The 19,884-nt window shown below is 35.9% G+C and carries 17 protein-coding genes, 3 tRNA genes and 1 pseudogene; 3 read left to right on the top strand and 18 right to left on the bottom strand.

The window, feature by feature from the left end:
* Positions 1-186: 186 nt before the first annotated feature.
* The 17 genes and pseudogenes from ftsH to STRINF_RS01210 form a co-directional block, all read right to left on the bottom strand.
* On the bottom strand, positions 187-2,160 hold the full coding sequence (gene ftsH, locus STRINF_RS01290; RefSeq protein ID WP_006531205.1) for an ATP-dependent zinc metalloprotease FtsH: 1,974 nt from the start codon (positions 2,158-2,160) through the stop codon (positions 187-189).
* Positions 2,161-2,180: 20 nt separating this feature from the next.
* Positions 2,181-2,723, bottom strand: coding sequence for a hypoxanthine phosphoribosyltransferase (gene hpt / locus STRINF_RS01285; protein ID WP_014334160.1), 543 nt, complete (start codon positions 2,721-2,723; stop codon positions 2,181-2,183).
* Between the two features lie 4 nt (positions 2,724-2,727).
* Positions 2,728-3,993, bottom strand: a complete 1,266-nt coding sequence (gene tilS / locus STRINF_RS01280) for a tRNA lysidine(34) synthetase TilS (RefSeq protein ID WP_006531203.1) — start codon at positions 3,991-3,993, stop codon at positions 2,728-2,730.
* A 10-nt stretch (positions 3,994-4,003) separates the two neighbouring features.
* Positions 4,004-5,290 carry a serine hydrolase gene (locus STRINF_RS01275; protein WP_006531202.1) on the bottom strand — a complete coding sequence of 429 codons (1,287 nt, stop codon included), beginning with the start codon at positions 5,288-5,290 and terminating at the stop codon, positions 4,004-4,006.
* 12 nt (positions 5,291-5,302) lie between these two features.
* Positions 5,303-5,425: an SP_0009 family protein gene (locus STRINF_RS01270; RefSeq protein ID WP_006531201.1), complete on the bottom strand. Its 123-nt coding sequence runs from the start codon at positions 5,423-5,425 to the stop codon at positions 5,303-5,305.
* 1 nt (position 5,426) lies between these two features.
* Positions 5,427-5,798 carry an FtsB family cell division protein gene (locus STRINF_RS01265; protein ID WP_006531200.1) on the bottom strand — a complete coding sequence of 124 codons (372 nt, stop codon included), beginning with the start codon at positions 5,796-5,798 and terminating at the stop codon, positions 5,427-5,429.
* On the bottom strand, positions 5,785-6,057 hold the full coding sequence (locus tag STRINF_RS01260; RefSeq protein ID WP_006531199.1) for an RNA-binding S4 domain-containing protein: 273 nt from the start codon (positions 6,055-6,057) through the stop codon (positions 5,785-5,787). The genes STRINF_RS01265 and STRINF_RS01260 overlap by 14 nt, the downstream gene beginning before the upstream one ends.
* Before the next feature lie 137 nt (positions 6,058-6,194).
* On the bottom strand, positions 6,195-6,749 hold the full coding sequence (locus STRINF_RS01255) for a helix-turn-helix domain-containing protein (RefSeq protein WP_006531198.1): 555 nt from the start codon (positions 6,747-6,749) through the stop codon (positions 6,195-6,197).
* A 98-nt stretch (positions 6,750-6,847) separates the two neighbouring features.
* Positions 6,848-10,345, bottom strand: coding sequence for a transcription-repair coupling factor (gene mfd / locus STRINF_RS01250; protein ID WP_043878269.1), 3,498 nt, complete (start codon positions 10,343-10,345; stop codon positions 6,848-6,850).
* Positions 10,346-10,349: 4 nt separating this feature from the next.
* A complete protein-coding gene (pth, locus tag STRINF_RS01245) occupies positions 10,350-10,919 on the bottom strand; it encodes an aminoacyl-tRNA hydrolase (protein WP_006531196.1) in 570 nt (189 codons plus the stop codon).
* A gap of 76 nt (positions 10,920-10,995) precedes the next feature.
* Positions 10,996-12,111, bottom strand: coding sequence for a redox-regulated ATPase YchF (gene ychF / locus STRINF_RS01240; RefSeq protein ID WP_006531195.1), 1,116 nt, complete (start codon positions 12,109-12,111; stop codon positions 10,996-10,998).
* A gap of 99 nt (positions 12,112-12,210) precedes the next feature.
* The gene (locus tag STRINF_RS01235; protein WP_006531193.1) at positions 12,211-12,402 is read right to left on the bottom strand and encodes a DUF951 domain-containing protein; all 192 of its coding nucleotides are present in this window, start codon (positions 12,400-12,402) and stop codon (positions 12,211-12,213) included.
* A gap of 10 nt (positions 12,403-12,412) precedes the next feature.
* A pseudogene (locus STRINF_RS01230) lies at positions 12,413-13,297 on the bottom strand (diacylglycerol/lipid kinase family protein).
* Between the two features lie 130 nt (positions 13,298-13,427).
* On the bottom strand, positions 13,428-14,564 hold the full coding sequence (gene dnaN, locus STRINF_RS01225) for a DNA polymerase III subunit beta (protein WP_006531189.1): 1,137 nt from the start codon (positions 14,562-14,564) through the stop codon (positions 13,428-13,430).
* 158 nt (positions 14,565-14,722) lie between these two features.
* Positions 14,723-16,081: a chromosomal replication initiator protein DnaA gene (dnaA, locus tag STRINF_RS01220; protein WP_006531188.1), complete on the bottom strand. Its 1,359-nt coding sequence runs from the start codon at positions 16,079-16,081 to the stop codon at positions 14,723-14,725.
* A 203-nt stretch (positions 16,082-16,284) separates the two neighbouring features.
* Positions 16,285-17,067, bottom strand: a complete 783-nt coding sequence (locus STRINF_RS01215; protein WP_006531187.1) for a ParB/RepB/Spo0J family partition protein — start codon at positions 17,065-17,067, stop codon at positions 16,285-16,287.
* Between the two features lie 66 nt (positions 17,068-17,133).
* Entirely contained in the window at positions 17,134-18,384 is a 1,251-nt protein-coding gene (locus tag STRINF_RS01210; RefSeq protein WP_006531186.1) for a S1C family serine protease, read from the bottom strand.
* 213 nt (positions 18,385-18,597) lie between these two features.
* Here STRINF_RS01210 and rlmH point away from each other — a divergent pair, with 213 nt between their 5' ends.
* A complete protein-coding gene (gene rlmH, locus STRINF_RS01205; protein ID WP_006531185.1) occupies positions 18,598-19,077 on the top strand; it encodes a 23S rRNA (pseudouridine(1915)-N(3))-methyltransferase RlmH in 480 nt (159 codons plus the stop codon).
* Between the two features lie 94 nt (positions 19,078-19,171).
* Here rlmH and STRINF_RS01200 read toward each other — a convergent pair.
* Positions 19,172-19,245 (bottom strand) — tRNA-Arg (locus STRINF_RS01200).
* 332 nt (positions 19,246-19,577) lie between these two features.
* Between STRINF_RS01200 and STRINF_RS01195 the strand changes: the two genes are divergently transcribed.
* Both STRINF_RS01195 and STRINF_RS01190 read left to right on the top strand, forming a co-directional pair.
* Positions 19,578-19,649 (top strand) — tRNA-Glu (locus tag STRINF_RS01195).
* Positions 19,650-19,680: 31 nt separating this feature from the next.
* Positions 19,681-19,754 (top strand) — tRNA-Asn (locus STRINF_RS01190).
* Positions 19,755-19,884 lie beyond the last annotated feature (130 nt).

Genomic DNA, 19,884 nt, shown 5'->3' with positions numbered 1-19,884 from the left:
CATTTCCTCTGTCAACAGCTTTTTTAGCTTTTTTTGATTTATTCTAGCCACCTTTTATATTAGCAGCTAATAAGCCCGTTTTTAAGCGTATTATTTGAGAACTACTTTTCTATTGGGAGATAAAAAAAAGAAGGCTCTATGAGCCTTCTTTTGTCTTTTTTGACTGTTTTCTACCTATTATGTAGATTATTCTTCAGAATCATCCATTTTTTCTTTGACTTCATCATATGAAAGAGCATGTGCTTCTTCTGTATCATTTTCTAATTCTTCAGGAACTTTACCTGTTTCATAGATAGATTTAATTTGTGCAGCATCAAGTGTTTCATATTTAAGAAGTGCTTCAGCAATAAGTTTATGTGTTTCACGATTATTATTGATAATATCAGCCGCTTTATTGCGTGCTTCATTTAGAAGCGCACGAACTTCATCATCAATCATTTGTGCTGTTTGAGGTGAGTATGATTTTTCTGGTGAAACTTGACCTGCCATAATAGCATGATTACCCTCATATTGGACTGGGCCTAGTTTTTCACTCATACCATATTCGGTTACCATGGCACGGGCCAATTGAGTTGCTTGTTCAAAGTCATTTGATGCACCAGTTGTTTGAGCATTAAAAATAATTTCTTCTGCAACACGTCCACCCATCAAACCAGCTAATTGTTCTTTAAGATCAGACTTAGAGTGTAACATTTGATCTTCTTTTGGAAGAGCAATCATGTATCCACCAGCACGTCCACGAGGGACAATTGTAACTTTATGGACAACTCGAGCACTTGAAAGCACTAAACCAACAATTGTGTGTCCAGCTTCATGGTAAGCAACCATTTCGCGTTCACGTTGTGAAATAGTACGGTCTTTCTTAGAAGGACCTGCAATAACTCTATCTTCGGCTTCATCAATATCTGAAGCATCAATTTTAGTTTTATTACGACGTGCAGCAACCAAGGCAGCTTCATTCAAGACATTTTCAAGATCAGCACCGACAAATCCAGGGGTTTGTTGTGCAACAACTTTTAAGTTAACATCTTCTGCCAATGGTTTGTTTTTAGCATGTACTCGAAGAATAGCTTCACGTCCTTTAACGTCTGGACTTCCTACAAGAATCTTACGGTCAAAACGCCCTGGACGTAAAAGAGCAGGGTCTAGGACATCGCTACGGTTAGTTGCGGCAATAACAATGATATTTTCGTTTCCTTCAAAACCATCCATTTCAATAAGGAGTTGGTTAAGAGTTTGTTCACGTTCATCATTTCCGCCACCCATACCAGCACCACGTCTGCGACCAACAGCATCGATTTCATCGATAAAGATAATCGCACGTTCAGCTTTCTTAGCATCTTCAAAGAGTGATCGAACACGACTCGCACCGACACCCACAAACATTTCAACAAAATCAGAACCTGAAATTGAGAAGAATGGGACGCCAGCTTCACCAGCAACAGCTTTCGCAAGTAATGTTTTACCTGTTCCTGGAGGGCCTTCAAGAAGGACTCCGGCTGGAATACGAGCACCAAGTGCTTTATATTTCTTAGGATTTTTCAAGAAATCAACAACTTCAACAAGTTCTTGTTTTTCTTCCTCTGCTCCAGCAACATCTGAGAATCTTACTTTAACATCACCTTTATTTTGTGACTTAGCACGATTCTTACCAAAACTCATCGCACCACGTGCACCATTACCACCTTGATTCATCATCATGAAGAAGAAGGCAATCACTAAAATAAGTGGAAGATAAGTTAGTGCCAAAGATAGCCAAGCTCCGCTTGAACTTTCTTGCTTAATGTTTACATCAACGTCAGCTTTTTCAGCTGCTTTAGTAAGTGTATCAATAGAAGAATCACTTGGTAAAATAATTGATGTAAACTCAGTAACTGATGTTGAGTTATTTCCTTCTAAGAAAGGAAGAGAGGCACTTGATTTTGTCTTTTTAGGTTTCGAATACTTACCACTTACTTCAATAATGCTACCGTTTGGCTGGTAAGTAATCGATTTAATATCACCCGCTTTAATTTGTTTAACCAAAGTCGAGTAATTGATTTGCTGGCTTTGTGTACTTGTTCCTCTCAAATAGTATTGAAATGCGGTAATTGCCGCAATAATAACAAGAATATAAATAAAGGAATTTTTAACAAAGCCATTATTTTTGTTATTTTTCATATATAACTAACGACTTTCTACTAATTTGAATAGATTTCTTCTTTCAAAACGCCAACATATGGTAAATTACGGTAACGTTCAGCATAGTCAAGACCAAACCCTACAATAAATTCGTTTGGAACATCGTAGCAGACATAGTCAGCTTCGATGTCAACAACACGACCTTCTGGTTTATCAAAAAGGGTTGCGATTTTTACTGAATTTGCTTTACGGTATTTGAACATATCACGAAGGTATTTTAGAGTACGACCTGTATCGATAATATCTTCGATAAAGACAACATCACGACCTTCAATGTTCGTATCAACGTCTTTAAGGATTTTTACTTCACCACTGCTTTTTACTCCGCCGTGGTAGCTAGAGACAACCATAAAATCAATTTCGACATGTGTGTCGATATATTTAATCAATTCTGCCATAAAAGGTACAGAACCTTTCAAAACACCAATTAATAGAGGATTTTTACCTTCATAGTCTTTTGTAAGTTGTGTGCCTAATTCTTTGGTTTTGGCAATAATCTCCTCTTCAGAATACAACACTTTTTCAATATCTTGTTCAAGCATGACATCACCTATTTCTAATTTTTTCAATATACAATTTGCCCTCCATTATATCATGTTTAGAGGGTTTTCTCAAATAAGTTTTATCAGCAACCTGGACAAAAATAATTTTTCCATCCTGCTCACCGATAATAGCATTAGCACGTTCTTGACTTGGAATTTTCTCATCGATAAAAAGCCTACGCAATTTTTTCGAAAAATCTCCAAAATCAATGCGGTCACCTTCCTGTCTTTTTCTCAAAAGAATAGGATTTAAACTGTAAATGGCTATGCCTTCCTTATCTTTGCTAACAAATTGAAATTGAAACTGACCATAATTGACTATACTGTTATATTCTAGCATCTTTTGAGCTAGTTCCCCATCGGTCTTAGGGCTGATTTTTTTCACTTGAAATGTTTCATAATCTTTAACTAGCCAGTAATCTGATTTCACATGATAGTTAGCATTAGATTTATTTCTTAAAAGATGCAACATTTCCTCAAACTGTCCATGAGACACTTGCAATTCAGGAAAGTTTTCAAGGTAATTTTGAAAAAGAAGGGCTTGAACTGCAGGAGTCTGAGCTAGAAATTGAGAACAATTTGTTGGATCAATATCCTTTGTTAAATCCTGAAAAGCTTGGAAAAGTTGCTGACTTTCATTTCCAAGATAACGAAGGGCTTGTTTAAATTTAGGATTTTCTTCCTCTAAAATTGGAAAATAATGATTCCTAATACGATTTCTCAAAAAATCTAAAGAGCGATTGGTATCATCCTCAAAGTGGAAGATATCAGGTAACTCTTTTTTAGAATATGCCAAAAATGGTCGAATCAATTCACCATCACCAAATGCATTCACGGTTTGCATTCCTGATAAATGGCGTAAACGACTGCCACGTAACAGTCGCATAAAAATCGTCTCAGCTTGGTCATCGGCATGATGTGCTGTTACAAGCGCTGTATAAGAATGCTCAGCCATCAACTCTTTAAAAAACTTATAACGAAAATCACGTGCAGCTGTTTCCGAAAAAGCCCCAGAAAAGTAGGCTACATAAATCGGAATTTGGTGCTCTTTTGCCCATTCTCGCAAATAAGCTTCTTCAGTGTCTGACTCAAGACGTTGTTTATGATTCACGTGAGCAATGGCAATATCTACTCCGAGTTTTTTTCGGTATATATACAAAAAGTGTAGCAGATTCATAGAATCTACTCCACCTGATACAGCTATTAAAACTTTTTTATGTTTGGCAAAATAAGCCTTTTTTTGAATTTCTTTTACTAATTTATCATACATAAGACATCACTTATTTTAAAATATTGTAAACGTCATTAGCGATATTTGAAATATCGTCGTAAGAAGCATTATTGGTAAAAATTGATAATATAAATGGTTGATCAACGTAAACAATAGCAACGTCATGTCTGTAGTCGTAAGCATCACCAATTTTGTGAGCTACTTGGACATTAATATCTTTAGAGATACGTGCATTGTCAAAAGCAGTTGATGACAAATACGAAATGATTTCGCCATTTTGCTGATAAATAGCTTCCATTAAATCAGCAGCTGTTTTAGAAGACATTTGACGTGTCTTCATATCAAAATTAGTATTGGTTACAGCACTAATGTCTGAGGTGAAATGTTCACCATATTGTTTAGCGACATAATAACCTAAAATATTTGTCGCAACGTTATCAGAGTTCTGACAAACAGCTTTTAATAAATCTTCAACGCTGTAATCCTTATTATCAACTGTTTTGCTAATTTTTCCACTACCGCTTGGGTTATAAGCTTTAGCAAAGGTATTCACATCAGCAGTGTATTTTAGTTTATCATCCATCTTAACACTGCCATCCTGAATTTTTTCTTCAACGTAATACAGTGTCGCTAATTTGGCAACACTAGCTGCATACATTGTTGTATCAGGATTAATCCCTGCTGTTTCTTGGGTTGACAGTTGGTTAACGTAGATGGAATAGTTACCTTTATTATACTTCTGATTGAGAACCTGCTGAACTTTTTCCATACGGTTATCAGTATCAGACAAAGCTTCTTCGCTAATCCATCCTTTACCATCAACTTTATAATAAGTTCCATGATGAGTTGTCGCTTTTTGTGAAACAGTAATTGCTGAATAAGCGTTTAAATCTGTCTTCACTTCTTGTGTTCCAACCACATATGGTGATTGATAAACTTGAAAGCCTTCCCTTAGCCAGTAGTTTTCTGACAGTGACTCTTGGCTAAGAATAACATCATCGTAAATCAACTGGCGGCTAGCTTCAATATAATTACCATCTGATAGCTCAAAAACAGGTTGAGAGTTATCATTAATCAGAATGCTAACAATATCCAATTGACTATTAGCAGCGATTGTTCTAGAAACAACTGTTAGATTACTATCTTTATAAATCTCGCTAGTTTTAGCAAGGACTGGATTTGATGGCACAGCATCAAAGTAAGTTGTCGCTACTGCCACACCAGCTGTCAATTGGTATTTTGCTGTATTACTTAAATCAACATTTTTTTCGGTACTAACAACAGAAAGAGAAGTCAAGAAAAATGGTATTAGCATCACTGCGAATAGTTTTTTCATTGGCTCCTCCTTTCATTCTTTTTTAGTTGATTGATGATTTTCTTCTCGTAATTTTTGATTTTCTTCAGCCAATTCTTCTAGCTTTTCATCAGAACAAGCTAAAAATTTTTCAATAGTTTCGATTAAATTTTCCATATTATTTTGGTAATAGATTTGGCAATGGGTAAACCGTTTCGCCTGAGCGTGATAAATAATATTTTGCACGAGCATACTTTTCAACATAGTTCTCGTCTTTTAAGCGATTTGCCAAAACTTTTTCAGCGTCTGTTTCTACAACAAGATTGTCGTAAGTTTTCTGAAGTGACACAACTTTATCTTTACGCTCTTGTAATGTTTGGTAACTTTTAACTAGGTTGTAAGTTGGCAAAATAAACAACAACATAACAACAATCAAAATCCATCCCATAAAACGATTACGTTTACGATTTTCTTCTTCCATGTAACGTTTTTTGGTGTTTTCATCATTGATGTATTGATTGTTCAATTGAACGATATTAGGCTTCTCCATCCGCTTCTATCCTTGTTTCATTAATAATTTCATACATCTTAGTGGCGTCTTCTTTTTTGGTACTATCTTTCATTTCCAAAACGCGCACTGTCAGTAATTTATTTCCAAAACGAATTTCAACTTCGTCGTTAATTTTTAAATCAGTTGATGATTTAGCTAAGATACCATTTACTTTAATACGCCCTTTATCAGCTACTTCTTTAGCAACTGGACGGCGTTTTATAATACGGGATACTTTTAAATATTTATCTAATCTCATAATATTCTACCTCGCAATCTTTTCTATTTTATCACTTTTTTTCAGAAAATAGATGTTTTCAATCTGTTTGTTAAGATAATGTAATAAAAAGAGAGCTTGCGCTCTCTTAGTTCTACTAAAGTTAGATAGACGGTGTTTTAATAAAAAACTAGGGTAGAAACGACAACTCCAACAAAGAAAATAAGCCAAGTGACAGTTAACAAACTAAAGACAAACCACACCTCTCTAAAAAAGTTTATCTTAACCTTTTTCTCTGGATTAAAAAAATTGAGAATGTATGCATAAGTCTGAAGTTCGCGATTTTTTACAATATATAATATTTGAAAAAGAGAATAAGCAACTGGCATTACTAATAAAGTCAAAATGGCAACTACTTGCCCTTTATCAAATAAATAACGTGTTCCAAACACAACTGAAAAAATAAACCAAGAAATTCCTCCAAAGATAAGCCATCTCTTAAATTGCGACTGGTCCACCTGATGTTTCATAGTATCAACGTCTCCTTTAATTAGATGATCTAAGGAAACATCAAAATAATTAGCCATCAACAAAAGTGAATTGATATCTGGGTAAGTCTTGCCTCTCTCCCACTTAGAAATTGTTTGACGTGAAACATAAAGTTTTTCTGCTATCTCTTCTTGAGAGACATTTTTTTCTTTTCTCAATTCAGCTAATCTGCGTTCAAGTTCCATTTTGACCTCCTTGACAATACCAGTCTAAATTTTACCAAAAAGTTTACCATAAAATCTCTTTGCTAAACTAGCTTTCTACTGTCAAAAGGCTTTGACATTTAGTCTTCTTTAGCTTTTCTAGCTTTAATCTCAGCTAGCATGCTACCAAATTTTTGGAGTTCTTCTAAAATTTCATAGTCCTTTTTACCTCTAACATTAAATGTAATTTCAATTCTACCTTGGTTCTCACCGATTCGAGCTTTCAAATCTGTCTTAGAAAGAGCCTCAAAATAATCTTGAGTCAAATAATGTTGTAGCGAAGCTTTTTCAAAACGCACCAAAAGATTATTATCTTTACGTTCAACAAGTTCTGTAAAAGCACTGTCCATGTATGATTTCACCAAACCAATTTCAAGAAGATAAGCGACCTGATCTGGGTATTCTCCAAAACGGTCAATCAATTCATCTTGTAAACTTTGGTAATCTTTAAGACTCTCAATTTCACGAATACGTTTGTAAATCTCAATTTTTTGACGCTCGTCATCAATGTACTCACTTGGTAGATAAGCATCAATTTGTAGATTAATCTCAGCATTACTCTTACGACGTGCCTGAGATTTACCTTGTTTCTTAGCAATCGCTTCTTCTAATAATTGAGAATACATCTCAAAACCGACAGAATCAATAAAACCGCTCTGTGAAGCACCTAAGATATTTCCTGCACCACGAATAGATAAGTCACGCATGGCAATTTTGAACCCAGAACCAAGCTCTGTAAATCCTTTGATGGCATCTAAGCGTTTTTCAGAGACTTCGGTCAAAATCTTATCTGGGCGATACATGAGATAAGCATAGGCAATACGATTAGAACGACCAACACGACCACGAAGTTGATACAAGGTTGACAAGCCCATGTGGTCAGCATTTTCAATGAACAAGGTATTGACGTTAGAAATATCAACACCTGTCTCAATAATCGTTGTGGCAACGAGAACATCGTAAACACCTTCAATAAAGTCCATCAAGGTGTTTTCAAGCTGAATTTCACTCATTTGACCATGAACAAATCCAATACTTGCTTCAGGCACCAATTCTTGTAACTCAGAAACCTTTTGATCAATCGTGTCAACGCGATTGTAAACGTAGAAAACTTGACCACCACGATCAATTTCACGAATAATGGCTTCGCGAATCAATCCAGGATTAGTTTCCAAGACATAAGTCTGAACAGGGTAACGATTTGTCGGTGGTGTTTCAATCACAGATAAATCACGGATACCAAGCATAGACATGTGAAGTGTACGAGGAATTGGAGTTGCTGTTAAGGTTAAAACATCAACTTTAGTCTTAAGCTCTTTTAATTTTTCCTTGTGTTTAACGCCAAAACGTTGCTCTTCATCGATAATAATCAAGCCCAAATCTGCAAACTCTACATCTTTTGATAACAATCGGTGAGTTCCGATAATAATATCAACTTGACCTTTTTTCAATTTTTCCAAAGTGGCTGTCTGCTCTTTTTTACTTTGAAAACGGCTAAGTACATCAACCGCTACAGGATAATTCTCAAAACGCTCTGAGAAATTTGTAAAGTGTTGCTGAGCAAGCACAGTAGTCGGCACTAGAACGGCTACTTGTTTGTGGTCTTTAACAGCCTTAAAGGCGGCACGCATGGCAACCTCTGTTTTACCAAAACCAACATCACCAACCAAAAGTCGGTCCATTGGTTTTTCTTCTTCCATATCGTGTTTGATTTCTTTAATGGAACGAAGTTGGTCTTCTGTCTCTACGTAAGCAAAGTCGTCATCAAACTCTTTTTGTAAATCATCATCTGGTGAGAAGGCAAAACCTTTCAATTGACTGCGTTCCGCATATAGTTTCAACAAATCATCAGCAATATCTTCAACTTGTTTAGAAACTTTTTGTTTCGTTTTTTGGAAACGTCCATCGTTTAATTTATTGATTTTTGGTTCTTTACCATCTGCAGAAACATATTTTGATAGACTTTCAATTTGTTCTACAGGAAGAGAGATCGTTGAAGAACCTTGGTATTGAATGGTCAAATAGTCACGGTGTACCCCATGAATTTCAATAGTTTCAATCCCTAAAAATTGACCAATTCCGTGAACATGGTGAACCACATAATCACCCTTAGAAAGCTCATTGTAATCTTTCAAACGTTCTGCATTACTGATATTTGATCGACGAATACGACGTTTGACTTTTTTATGATAAATTTCGTGCTCAGTGATTAAAACAATTTTATCGTCAGCAAAGTAAAAACCATTTGATAAATTACCGACTACTAATTGAGCTTGATGTTCTTGTAAATCATTTGCACCAACTATCGGCAAATCCAAACCATATTCTTGCAGGTTCTCTTGCAGACGTTCTAAACCATGCTGCGTGTCTGATTGAACTAAAATAGTGGCTCTTGATTTTTGATAACGATTAATCTCATCAATCAAAAGTGGAAATTGATTGAAGAATTCTTGCATCGGGTATTGGGTGAAATTGTGTAATTTATCAAATTTCAGATTTCCCAATCCTTTATGGAAGTTTGAAAAGAAGGTTGCTGGTTGGTATTGACGTAACTCCTTATAAATATCAGCAAAGTAAACCAAACTTGACATAGATTTACCACGCTGTAAATCTTCTGTCAATAGATTAGCAACCTCTAAATCAAACTTAGCATTGCGGTCAACCAACTTTTGAAAATCATCAAAGAAGACTGGTGTCCCTTTTGGAATATAATCGAGAAGTGTCCACTCTTTAGCAAAAAAGAGAGACAAAAAACGTCTAATGTCTTGATGTCTATACTGCTCTTGTGTAGCTGCGTAAAGTTCACTCAAATAAGCTTGTTGGTCATCCTTTGCAGTTTCAAGATACCTCTCAAAAGCTTGACTAGCTCTAGCAAAGTCCTCTTCTGACAAAATCAACTCATCTGCTGGATAAATCGTTACTTGTTCAACATTACTAAGAGATTTTTGAGTCTGTGCATCAAATTGACGAATACCATCAACTTCATCACCAAAGAATTCCAAGCGGTACGGATAATCTGCTGTAATCTCATAGATATCGACAATATCACCACGTCGGCTAAACTCGCCAGGATTCAAAACCTGAGAAACTTTTTGGTAACCAACGTTTGACAAGACCTTTACAACCTTGTCAAGGTTGTAATCCTCTCCGACAATAAAATTCAATTGACTTTCTGAGTAAGTTTTAGGATTTGGCAACAAAACACGAGTACCAACTAGACTCGTAATCAAGATACCTGATTGTTTTTTATCTTGTAAAAAATTCAAAGCTTCTAAGCGAGAATGAGCTTTATCCATCGAAGCAAAAATGAATTCTGCAGCAGCAACATCATCCGCAAAAAACGTATAAACCTTATCTTCACCAATCAAACTAGATAAATCACTAGCCAATTTTTCAACTTCATTTTGAGTTGAGGTGATAATCACTACTTTTTCTTCATTAGCTTGATAAGCTGAAGCTATAGCAAGAGCTCTACTTGCTCCTGACAAGCCCATAATAAGCTGTCTACCAAGATTAGACACGCCTGCATGCCAACTTTGGATTAGCTTATTTTGGCTAAATAAATCGATAATATTCATAGATTTACCCATTAAATTTTTGCATTGTTTTTACAAAATCAGCTTCCTGTAAATAAAATTGAACAGCGTCATTAACTTTTTCTAGTGTGTTAGTGACTGTGATATAGTCATCCTTGTCAAATTTTCCAAGCACATGGTCAACAACTGAGCGACCTTGTTTAGGACGTCCAATCCCAACTTTAATACGGTCAAACGCTTGTGTCCCTGTGTGTGCAATAATTGACTTGATACCATTATGACCACCAGCTGAGCCTTTTTGACGAAGACGAATACGCCCGACTTCCATATCTAGGTCATCATAAATCACCATAAAATCTTCAATGGCAATATTATAATAAGTCAGCAAAGCATGTACCGCAATTCCTGAATTATTCATAAATGTAGTTGGTTTGACCAAGTACACTTTTTCACCATTGATAAAGGCAGAGCCAACTTCTGCTTTGAAGTTTTTGTCTTCCGAAAAAGTCACATTCAAATCTTCAGCTAGACGATCAATTGCCATAAATCCGATATTGTGGCGTGTTTCGTGATATTTACTGCCTGGATTTCCCAGACCAACGATCATTTTTACCATTATTTTTTCCTTTCAAATGTCAAAAGGGCTGGAAAAAATTTTTCCAACCTCATTTGATTTTCAATTATTAGTTAGCTTAGACGTTAAAGCGGAATTCCATGATGTCACCATCTTGAACCACATATTCTTTCCCTTCTTCACGAAGACGACCTGCCTCTTTAACAGCTTTTTCTGAACCGTATTTGATTAAATCATCATAAGACATTGTAATCGCACGGATAAATCCACGTTCGAAGTCAGAGTGAATGATACCAGCTGCTTGAGGAGCTTTAATACCACGTTTGAATGTCCAAGCGCGAACTTCTTTTTCACCTGCAGTGAAGTAAGTTCCAAGACCTAGCAAGTGGTAAGCTGCACGAGTCAATTTGTCGACACCAGATTCAGTCAAACCAATGTCTTCAAGGAAGAATGCTTTGTCTTCGTCATCAAGTTCAGAGATTTCTTCCTCTGCACGCGCTGAGATGACAACAACTTCAGCATTTTCAGTTGCTGCGAATTCACGAATTTGTTTTACGTATTCGATATCGTCTGGAATAGCAACTTTATCTTCGTCAACATTTGCTACGTAAAGAACTGGTTTTGTTGTCAAAAGGAACAATTGTTTAACAATTTTTTGTTCATCTTCTGTAAATTCAATTGTACGAGCTGATTTACCATCTTCAAGTACTGGTTTGATTTTTTGAAGAACGTTAAATTCTGCAACAGAATCTTTGTCTTTTTGTGTACGTGCTACTTTTTCGACACGCGCATAACGTTTATTAACAGATTCCAAGTCAGCAAGAATCAATTCCAAGTTAATAGTATCGATGTCAGCAAGTGGGTCAACAAAGGCATCTTCACGCCCTTGTTCACGCATAACGTTCTCGTCATCAAAAGCACGAACAACGTGAACAATCGCATCAACTTCACGGATGTTAGCAAGGAATTTGTTACCAAGACCTTCACCACGAGAAGCCCCTTTTACGATACCTGCAATATCAGTAAATTCAAATGTTGTTGGAACTGTTTTTTTAGGTGTGATAAGTTCAGTTAATTTTTGTAGACGTTCATCAGGAACTTCTACCATACCAACATTAGGATCGATTGTCGCGAAAGGATAGTTAGCAGCTTCCGCACCTGCTTTAGTAATCGCATTAAAAAGAGTTGATTTTCCGACGTTTGGTAAACCAACAATACCTGCTGTTAAAGCCATATTTTATTAGTCTCCGTTAAATTTATTCAATCACAACTATTATAGCATAAAATCACTTAAAAAAGCCCGCTATATGCGCAGACTTAATGATTTTAAATATTATAATACTTTCTTCAACTTGCGTTCAAAATCATGACGGCTCATCATGACAATATGATCACAATTGGTGCAACGAATTTTAATATCTGCTCCAATGCGAATCACTTCCCACTCGTTGGCTTTTTTGCCAGTTGCTTTAACGGTACACGCATGAGGTTTCTTCATCTCAACAAGACTTCCGATTTCGTACATGATTTCTCCTTTACAAATAAATATAACGTTTTTGCGGTATTAGTGTGACTTCATCAAGCGACACAATTTCACCATCAATCTCAATTAAACTTTTTTCAAGATTTTTTATGGTCACACTTTTGTAGGGATGATGCTGCAGGTAAGGGAAATGCTCATGCACTTTAAGAACTAAACTTAATAAAACAAGCACACGTTCCCACAAGGTTTCACCTTTGGCATACATGCAGTCTAGCTGTTCCAAATAAGCTGTGCCATGGGGCCAAATCATAACACCACTACCAAAGTAAGTATTATTAGCCAGCGAAAAGAAAAACTGATTTCTAAGTTCAAGGACTTCTCCTGCTTCTGTCTCTAGACAAAGTGAAGCAAAAGCTGGTTTCTTAATCAAGCATTGAATCGCTGTTAGGATGTAAGTCAATTTTCCTAAATGATATTTGTTCAGTTTAGCTTTTAGCTGATACTGTTCAACATGATTAATAACCCAAGAAGCAAAACCCAAATCTAAACTGTTTAAAACCAAGCCATTTTGGTAAGTATAAACCGTAATTTCTTTTGGAGCTTGTTTAGTCGATTCAATAAGGTGTGTTAATTCTTTTTTCAATCCAAGAGCACGCGCAAAGTCATTTCCAGACCCTACTGGATAATAAGCAAATGGAATATCAGCTGGCAGGTAATATAAAACTTTGGATAAGGTACCATCACCGCCAAGAATCAATAATCTATCTTTATCAAGTTGAAAGGTCTCTAAAACATCATTGACTTGATTTTATTCGTCATCTGGATATCGCGTCAGAAAAACAGCCATCTCTTGATTAAACTCATTTTTCAACCTTGTAATAACTTCTTTGGCAGTACGATTTCCTGAATGAGGATTAGCAATAATATAAAGTGTCATATCAAGAAATATTATAACATAAAAAGCAAGAGCACTGTATAGACAGTGCCCTTGCTGGAGATTATGAAAAAGAAAAGTTTTAGGATGATTATAGTATACGAATTCATCCTTAAAGTTTCCTTAAAGATTTTTAGTTTGTACGAACCGGTGTGATTAATTGGATAAAGTTTTCAGCATCATCACCTGGCATCAACGTAAATGGACGAACTGGTGAGATAAAGCGAATCACAACTGTTTCACTCTTCAAGGCTTTAAGAGCTTCAATCAAGTAAGTTGGGTTAAAGCTGATTGTCAAATCGCTACCTGATTGATCAATAATATCCAATTCTTCGTTAACTTTACCAACTTCAGGAGAGTTAACGTGAGCTGAAATGCTGTTATTTGTAATCTCAACCTTAACAGTACCATTTTGTGTGGCATTTGAAATCAAATGAGCACGTTCCATAGCTGAACGAAGAGCACCTGTATTGAAGGTTACTTCTGTTTCAAATGAATTTGTCAACAAACGGTCTGTATCAGGATAATTTCCCTCTAATAGACGTGTATAGAAGCTAATGTAGTCACTTCTGAAAAGCATTTGACTATCTGAGAAGAAGACTTCTACTGTTTCAATATCATCTGTGAAAACTGCTGCAAATTCACGAAGAGATTTACTTGGAATAACAACGTTAAAGTCGTTTGAAGTATTGTCCAAAGTTAATTTGCGTTGGCTCATGCGGTGTGAGTCAGTAGCAACCGCTTTGAAATCTTTGTGGTCGCTAAGCACCATGTGAACACCAGTTAAAATTGGACGACTTTCTTGAAGGCTAGCTGCAAAAGCTGTTTCTGTAATGATTGACTTCAATAATTTTGTTTCAATAACAAGAGGATTTTCAGTAGCCATTTCTTGAAGACGTGGGTAAAGGTCAACATCTTTCCCTTTAAGAGTGATTTCTGATTTACCACTTGTCAAAACGATTTGGTGATGTTCAATTTCTTCAAAATCTAAAGTAACATCTGGAAGACTTGAAACAATGTTAATAAAGAAGTTTGCTTCTAATAGAACTGCACCTGATGATGTAATCAAGAGACCTGCATTTTCATTAGAAGTTGGAATAGTATTTTCAATTGAAATTTGTCCATTTGAACCTGTTAAGGTGATGTTACTATTTTGAACTTCAATTTTGATAGTAGATAACACAGGAATTGCATTCTTCGAAGAGATTGCTCTCTTGGTAGCATTCAACGCTTGAAGAAAGAAGGATTTATTAATTGAGAATTTTATCATGAAGATAACTCCTTTAATTTATAAGTATTAAGTTAGTAGTAGTAGTAGGTCTTGTTTATACTGTTGATAACTCCAAAAATGCTATAAAAATCGAGGAATAAGAGTTGTTAACAACCTGTGGATAAATCGCAGATTTTTTTGCTACTTATCCACAACGCTTATTTGATCTTGTTTTTGATGGTTTCAATTTCGATTCGCAAACTATCGTCTTGGGCCAGCATATTTTTGATTTTATTATAGGCATGAAGAACGGTAGAGTGGTCACGACCCCCAAATTCTTTTCCGATTTTTGGAAGAGAGTTATCAGTCATCTCACGCGCCAAATACATGGCTACCTGACGTGCCAAAACAATATCTTGTGTACGTTTAGTAGCTTTGATTTCTTTGACAGTGACTCCGTAGAATTTCCCAACTTGACTTTGAATTTCTTCTATTGGGATAACCGTCATTTTCGGACCATCTTGTTTACGTGCTCGGATGGCTTCAGCAGCAATATCGACGGTGATGGTTTGGACTTTTTTAATACTTGCCACAAGGCTAATATCTTTTAAAGCCCCTTCGAGGTCACGGACGTTAGAATCAAATTGACCAGCAAGATATTCAATGGTATCCTGCGGGAACACAAAATCATATTCTTGAGTTTTATTGGTCAAAATTGCCACGCGTGTTTCAAAATCAGGCGGCGTGATATTGATTGTCAAGCCCCATTTGAAGCGCGTGACCAAACGTTGTTCCAGATTGTCGAGATGATCTGGCGTGCGATCACTGGTCAGTACGATTTGTTTGTTGTTATCGTAAAGAGCGTTGAAAGTGTTGAAAAACTCTTCTTGCGTACCAGATAATGTTTTTTTGGCGAGCGATTGAATATCATCAATCAGCAAAACATCAAGATTACGGAATTTTTCTTTCAATTCTTCCATAGTATCTAATCGAATATGGATAACAAATTCATTGATGAAATTTTCAGCTGTGATGTATTTTACACGCGCTTTGGGGTTATTTTGCAATACCGCATTACCAATGGCATTTAACAAGTGAGTTTTTCCTAGTCCAGGTCCACCCCAGATAAATAAAGGGTTGTAAGTAGTCCCTGGAGCGTCCGCAACGGCATAAGACGCAGAAAAGGCCCAACGGTTTTCATCACCTTGGACAAAGTTGTCAAAAGTATACTTTGTATTTAAATCTGAATCAACCTGGGGCAGGTAGTTTTTTTGTGGTGTTTGGAGAACTTGGGAAGTTGCTTCTTCTACTGCTTGCTTATTAGCTAAATCTTCTTCGAAGACATAGTTCACGACAATTTCAGCATTATAAACTTCAAAACCAGCCGTTAAAATGATTGGTTTTAAATTTTTATCCCAAAAGAGTTCTTTCATAGGATCTAGGTAAATCGTCGCCGTATTTTGCTCAATTTGAATTAATCGAGCATCTAAAACAAAAAATTCATAAGTTGCTTGTTTTAGTTGACTTTTTGCCAGTTCAAGGACCCTATTCCAAAAAATTTGTTCATTTTCAGTCATAGTCTATTCCTTTTTGTGGATAATTCATAAATTATTTTAACATAAAATCTCAAAGTTTTCCACAACTGTGAAAATAAAAAATCCACACTGTTTATAGGAGTTTTCCACAGGGTGTGGACAACACAAAAAAAGGCCTAAAATCAGTGATTTTGGCCGCTTTTTCTTGTGGAAAACTATGAAATTGAAAAAGAGAAATTCACAAGCTATTTTAGCCTGTTGATAATTCTGTTTAAGTCTTCTTCTGATTGAAAATGTAATTGTAAGTCTCCTTTAAAGCCACTTTTAGAAAGTGATAAGGTGACAGGAAGACCTAATAATTTTGATAATTCTTCTTCTTGATGACGGATAAAAATATCTTTTTTGCTTACTTTAGTAGATGTTTTTTTCTTTTTAGTAGATTTTACAGCTTGTTCGAGTTTGCGAACGCTCATATCCTCGCTCAGAATTTTTTGGTACCACTTCTCCTGCTCTTTTTCGTCCTTAAGCGTCAGCAGCACGCGTGCGTGTCCTTGAGACAACTCTCCTTTCTCGACAGCGTGAGAAATATTGGCAGGTAAATTTAATAAGCGCAAGCAATTAGTGATATATGGTCGTGATTTTCCCATAAATTGTGCCAACTCTTCGTGAGTCATTTGGTTTTTATCGAGCAATTGCTGATAAGCTTTGGCTTCTTCAATAGGATTGAGGTCAGAGCGCTGCAAATTTTCGACAATAGCAAGCTGCATGCTTTCTTTATTAGTGATATCTTTTATAATTGCAGGAATTTCGCTTAAACCAGCCATTTTTGATGCTTTAAGACGTCTTTCGCCTGCAATGAGCTCATAACCAAAAATATCTGATTTACGGACGATTATCGGCTGTATGAGGCCGTTTGCCTTTATTGAGCGAGAAAGTTCTTCTAATTCTTCTGGTTTAAATTTCAAGCGAGGTTGATAAGGATTTGGTGCAATATCGTCAATAGGTATGAGATTAAGTGTTTCAATCATAGTTTTTTCCCTTTAAAAAATGAAGCTGAGAAGCTCAGCCTCATTAGTTTTTAGTTTTAAGTCAAATTATTGATTTGATGAAGAGAGGTCTTGTGTTGTTTTCGTTAATTTAATAGTTTCTGTTTTCTTGTCAGTACCACGATAGAAGGTTACTTTAATAGAATCTCCAGTTGAATGACCGTAAAGAACACTTTGAAGATCTGTGATAGAAGAGACATCTTTATCATCGATAGCTGTGATTACATCGTATTTTTTAAGTGTTCCTTCAGCAGGCATACCTGATTGAACTGAAGCAACGACGATACCAGATGTGACGCTAGTTGGAATATTTAGTCGACTGATTGTTGTTGTTGATAAATCGCTTAGGTTAGCCATTGTGATACCAAGTGCTGGACGAATAACTTTTCCGTTTGCTTCTAATTGATTAATAATTTTAACCACATCATTAGCTGGAATAGCAAATCCCATACCTTCTACAGAATTACCTGATCCAGAATCTGAGGTAGAAGAGATTTTACTTGAATTAATACCGATTACTTGTCCTTCAATGTTAATCAAAGCACCACCAGAGTTACCTGGGTTAATAGCGGCATCAGTTTGGATAGCATTGGTTGAAATTGTGTCGCCATCGTCGTTAGTCATTGTAACTGTACGGCTTAGACTTGAGACAATTCCTTGTGTCACAGAGTTAGCATAATCAGTACCTAGAGGGCTACCAATAGCGATGGCTGTTTCACCAACAGTAACTTTATCTGAATCAGCAAATTCAGCTACCGTTGTGACTTTATCAGAAGCAATTTTGACAACGGCGATATCTGAGTATGTATCGGTACCGACTAATTCACCGACTACTTTTGTACCGTCAGAAAGCATAATTTCGATTTGACTAGCACCATCGACAACGTGGTTATTAGTAACAACATAAGCAGAATTGCCGTCTTTTTTGTAAATAACCCCAGAACCTTCACTAGCGATACTTAAATCACTATCTGATCCATTATTAGTGTTATTGTCTAAATTTCCACCAAACATTTGCATATACAAATCATCTGAAGAGCTATTTGATTGATAATTGATGACTGATACGACTGCTTCTCTCACTTTTTCGACAGCTTTTGTCGTATCATTAGTATTTGAGTAACTTACTTTACTTGTTGTAGTTTTTGTACTTGAACTACTAACATTATTGATTGAGATGCCAGCCATATTCAAAATGAGTAAGGTCCCAGCAACTCCTCCGATGAAACCAACTAAAATAACGGATAGTGGTTTAAGGATTTTTTTGTAATTGACTTTTTGAAATTTTATTTTTTTCACGTCTCTTCCTCCTTTTTTTATTCACGGATAGCATATAAAAGACGACTTAATTATACCTTAAAAGATAAAAAAATAAAGTAATCCACAGGTTGTGGAAAACTTTTGAAATTTGTTCAAAAATCCTCAAAATATAGCGTTATTGAGCCTAATTACAGATTGTTAATATGTGGATAATGTGTGAAAAGCTTGTGAATATGTGGTAAAATAGAAAACATGAAAGTAAAAATTATTGCTGTTGGAAAATTAAAAGAAAAATACCTAAAAGATGGTATTGCAGAATACGGAAAACGCATGATTCGCTTTGCCAAATTTGAAATTGTTGAGTTGTCCGATGAAAAAACACCAGATAATGCGAGTGAGGCGCAAAATCATCAAATCATGGAAAAAGAGGGTGACCGTATTTTAGCTAAAATCTCTGAGCGCGATTATGTCATTGTTTTGGCTATTGAAGGTAAACAATTCCCATCAGAAGAATTTAGTAGGATTATCGCTGATGCAACTTTGAGAGGTTATTCGGACATTGTATTTGTCATTGGAGGTAGCCTAGGTTTAGCTGACAAGGTAAAAAAACGTGCAAATTTAAAAATGAGTTTTGGTTTACTAACTTTACCTCATCAGTTAATGCGCTTAGTTTTAGCTGAGCAAATTTATCGAGCTTTCATGATACAACAAGGAAGTCCTTATCATAAGTAAAAAGCTGTTCAATATTTGAACAGCTTTTTTTAGTTTCATGTGAAACACTACTAGTAGAAAAAATAAAAAAACCGGCTAAAACCGGCTTAAGATTTGATCCCAGCAGGATTCGAACCTGCGACCGTTCGCTTAGAAGGCGAATGCTCTATCCAGCTGAGCTATGAGACCATATCAACTTAACCATTCTATCAAAATAACAGCTTTTCTGTCAACTAAAAATCTAACTTTACACTGGCCTGCTTGGTTTTTAAAAAGTAAAGAATAAGTAAAAGAAAAAATTAGCTTTTTTACTAGTAAACAATTTCTTCTTTACCGAAAGTTCACCTGTAAATGCTTGATATTAAAGGCTTTTTAGCACGTTAAAATTGTTTGAATTTTTTGGCGATAATTTAGTGCAAAAAAACTTACAAAAAAAGTAAAAAAATTAGAAAAAAACTATAGACAAAGAAAAAATATCTGGTATAATAATAAGAGTGTTGAGGGGAAATCCTAAAACTTCTGGTCCGTTGGTCAAGGGGTTAAGACACCGCCTTTTCACGGCGGTAACACGGGTTCGAATCCCGTACGGACTATAAAACTACTGCTTAGCAGTTTTTTTATTTATCCGGCATAGCTCAGTTGGTAGTAGCGCATGACTGTTAATCATGATGTCGTAGGTTCGAGTCCTACTGCCGGAGTGATAAGACACCTTCCTAAGTTTTACTTAGGATTTTTTATTGCCTAAAAAGAGCTAGAACAATTGTTCTAGCTCTTTTGGTGTTTATTTATCGCTTTCTAGATAATCAAGTGAACAAAAAAAGTATCCCT

Source organism: Streptococcus infantarius subsp. infantarius ATCC BAA-102, assembly GCF_000154985.1.
Lineage (GTDB): Bacteria > Bacillota > Bacilli > Lactobacillales > Streptococcaceae > Streptococcus > Streptococcus infantarius.
The sequence above is the reverse complement of the archived record's forward strand: the minus strand, read 5'-3'. Positions and strand labels throughout refer to the sequence as shown.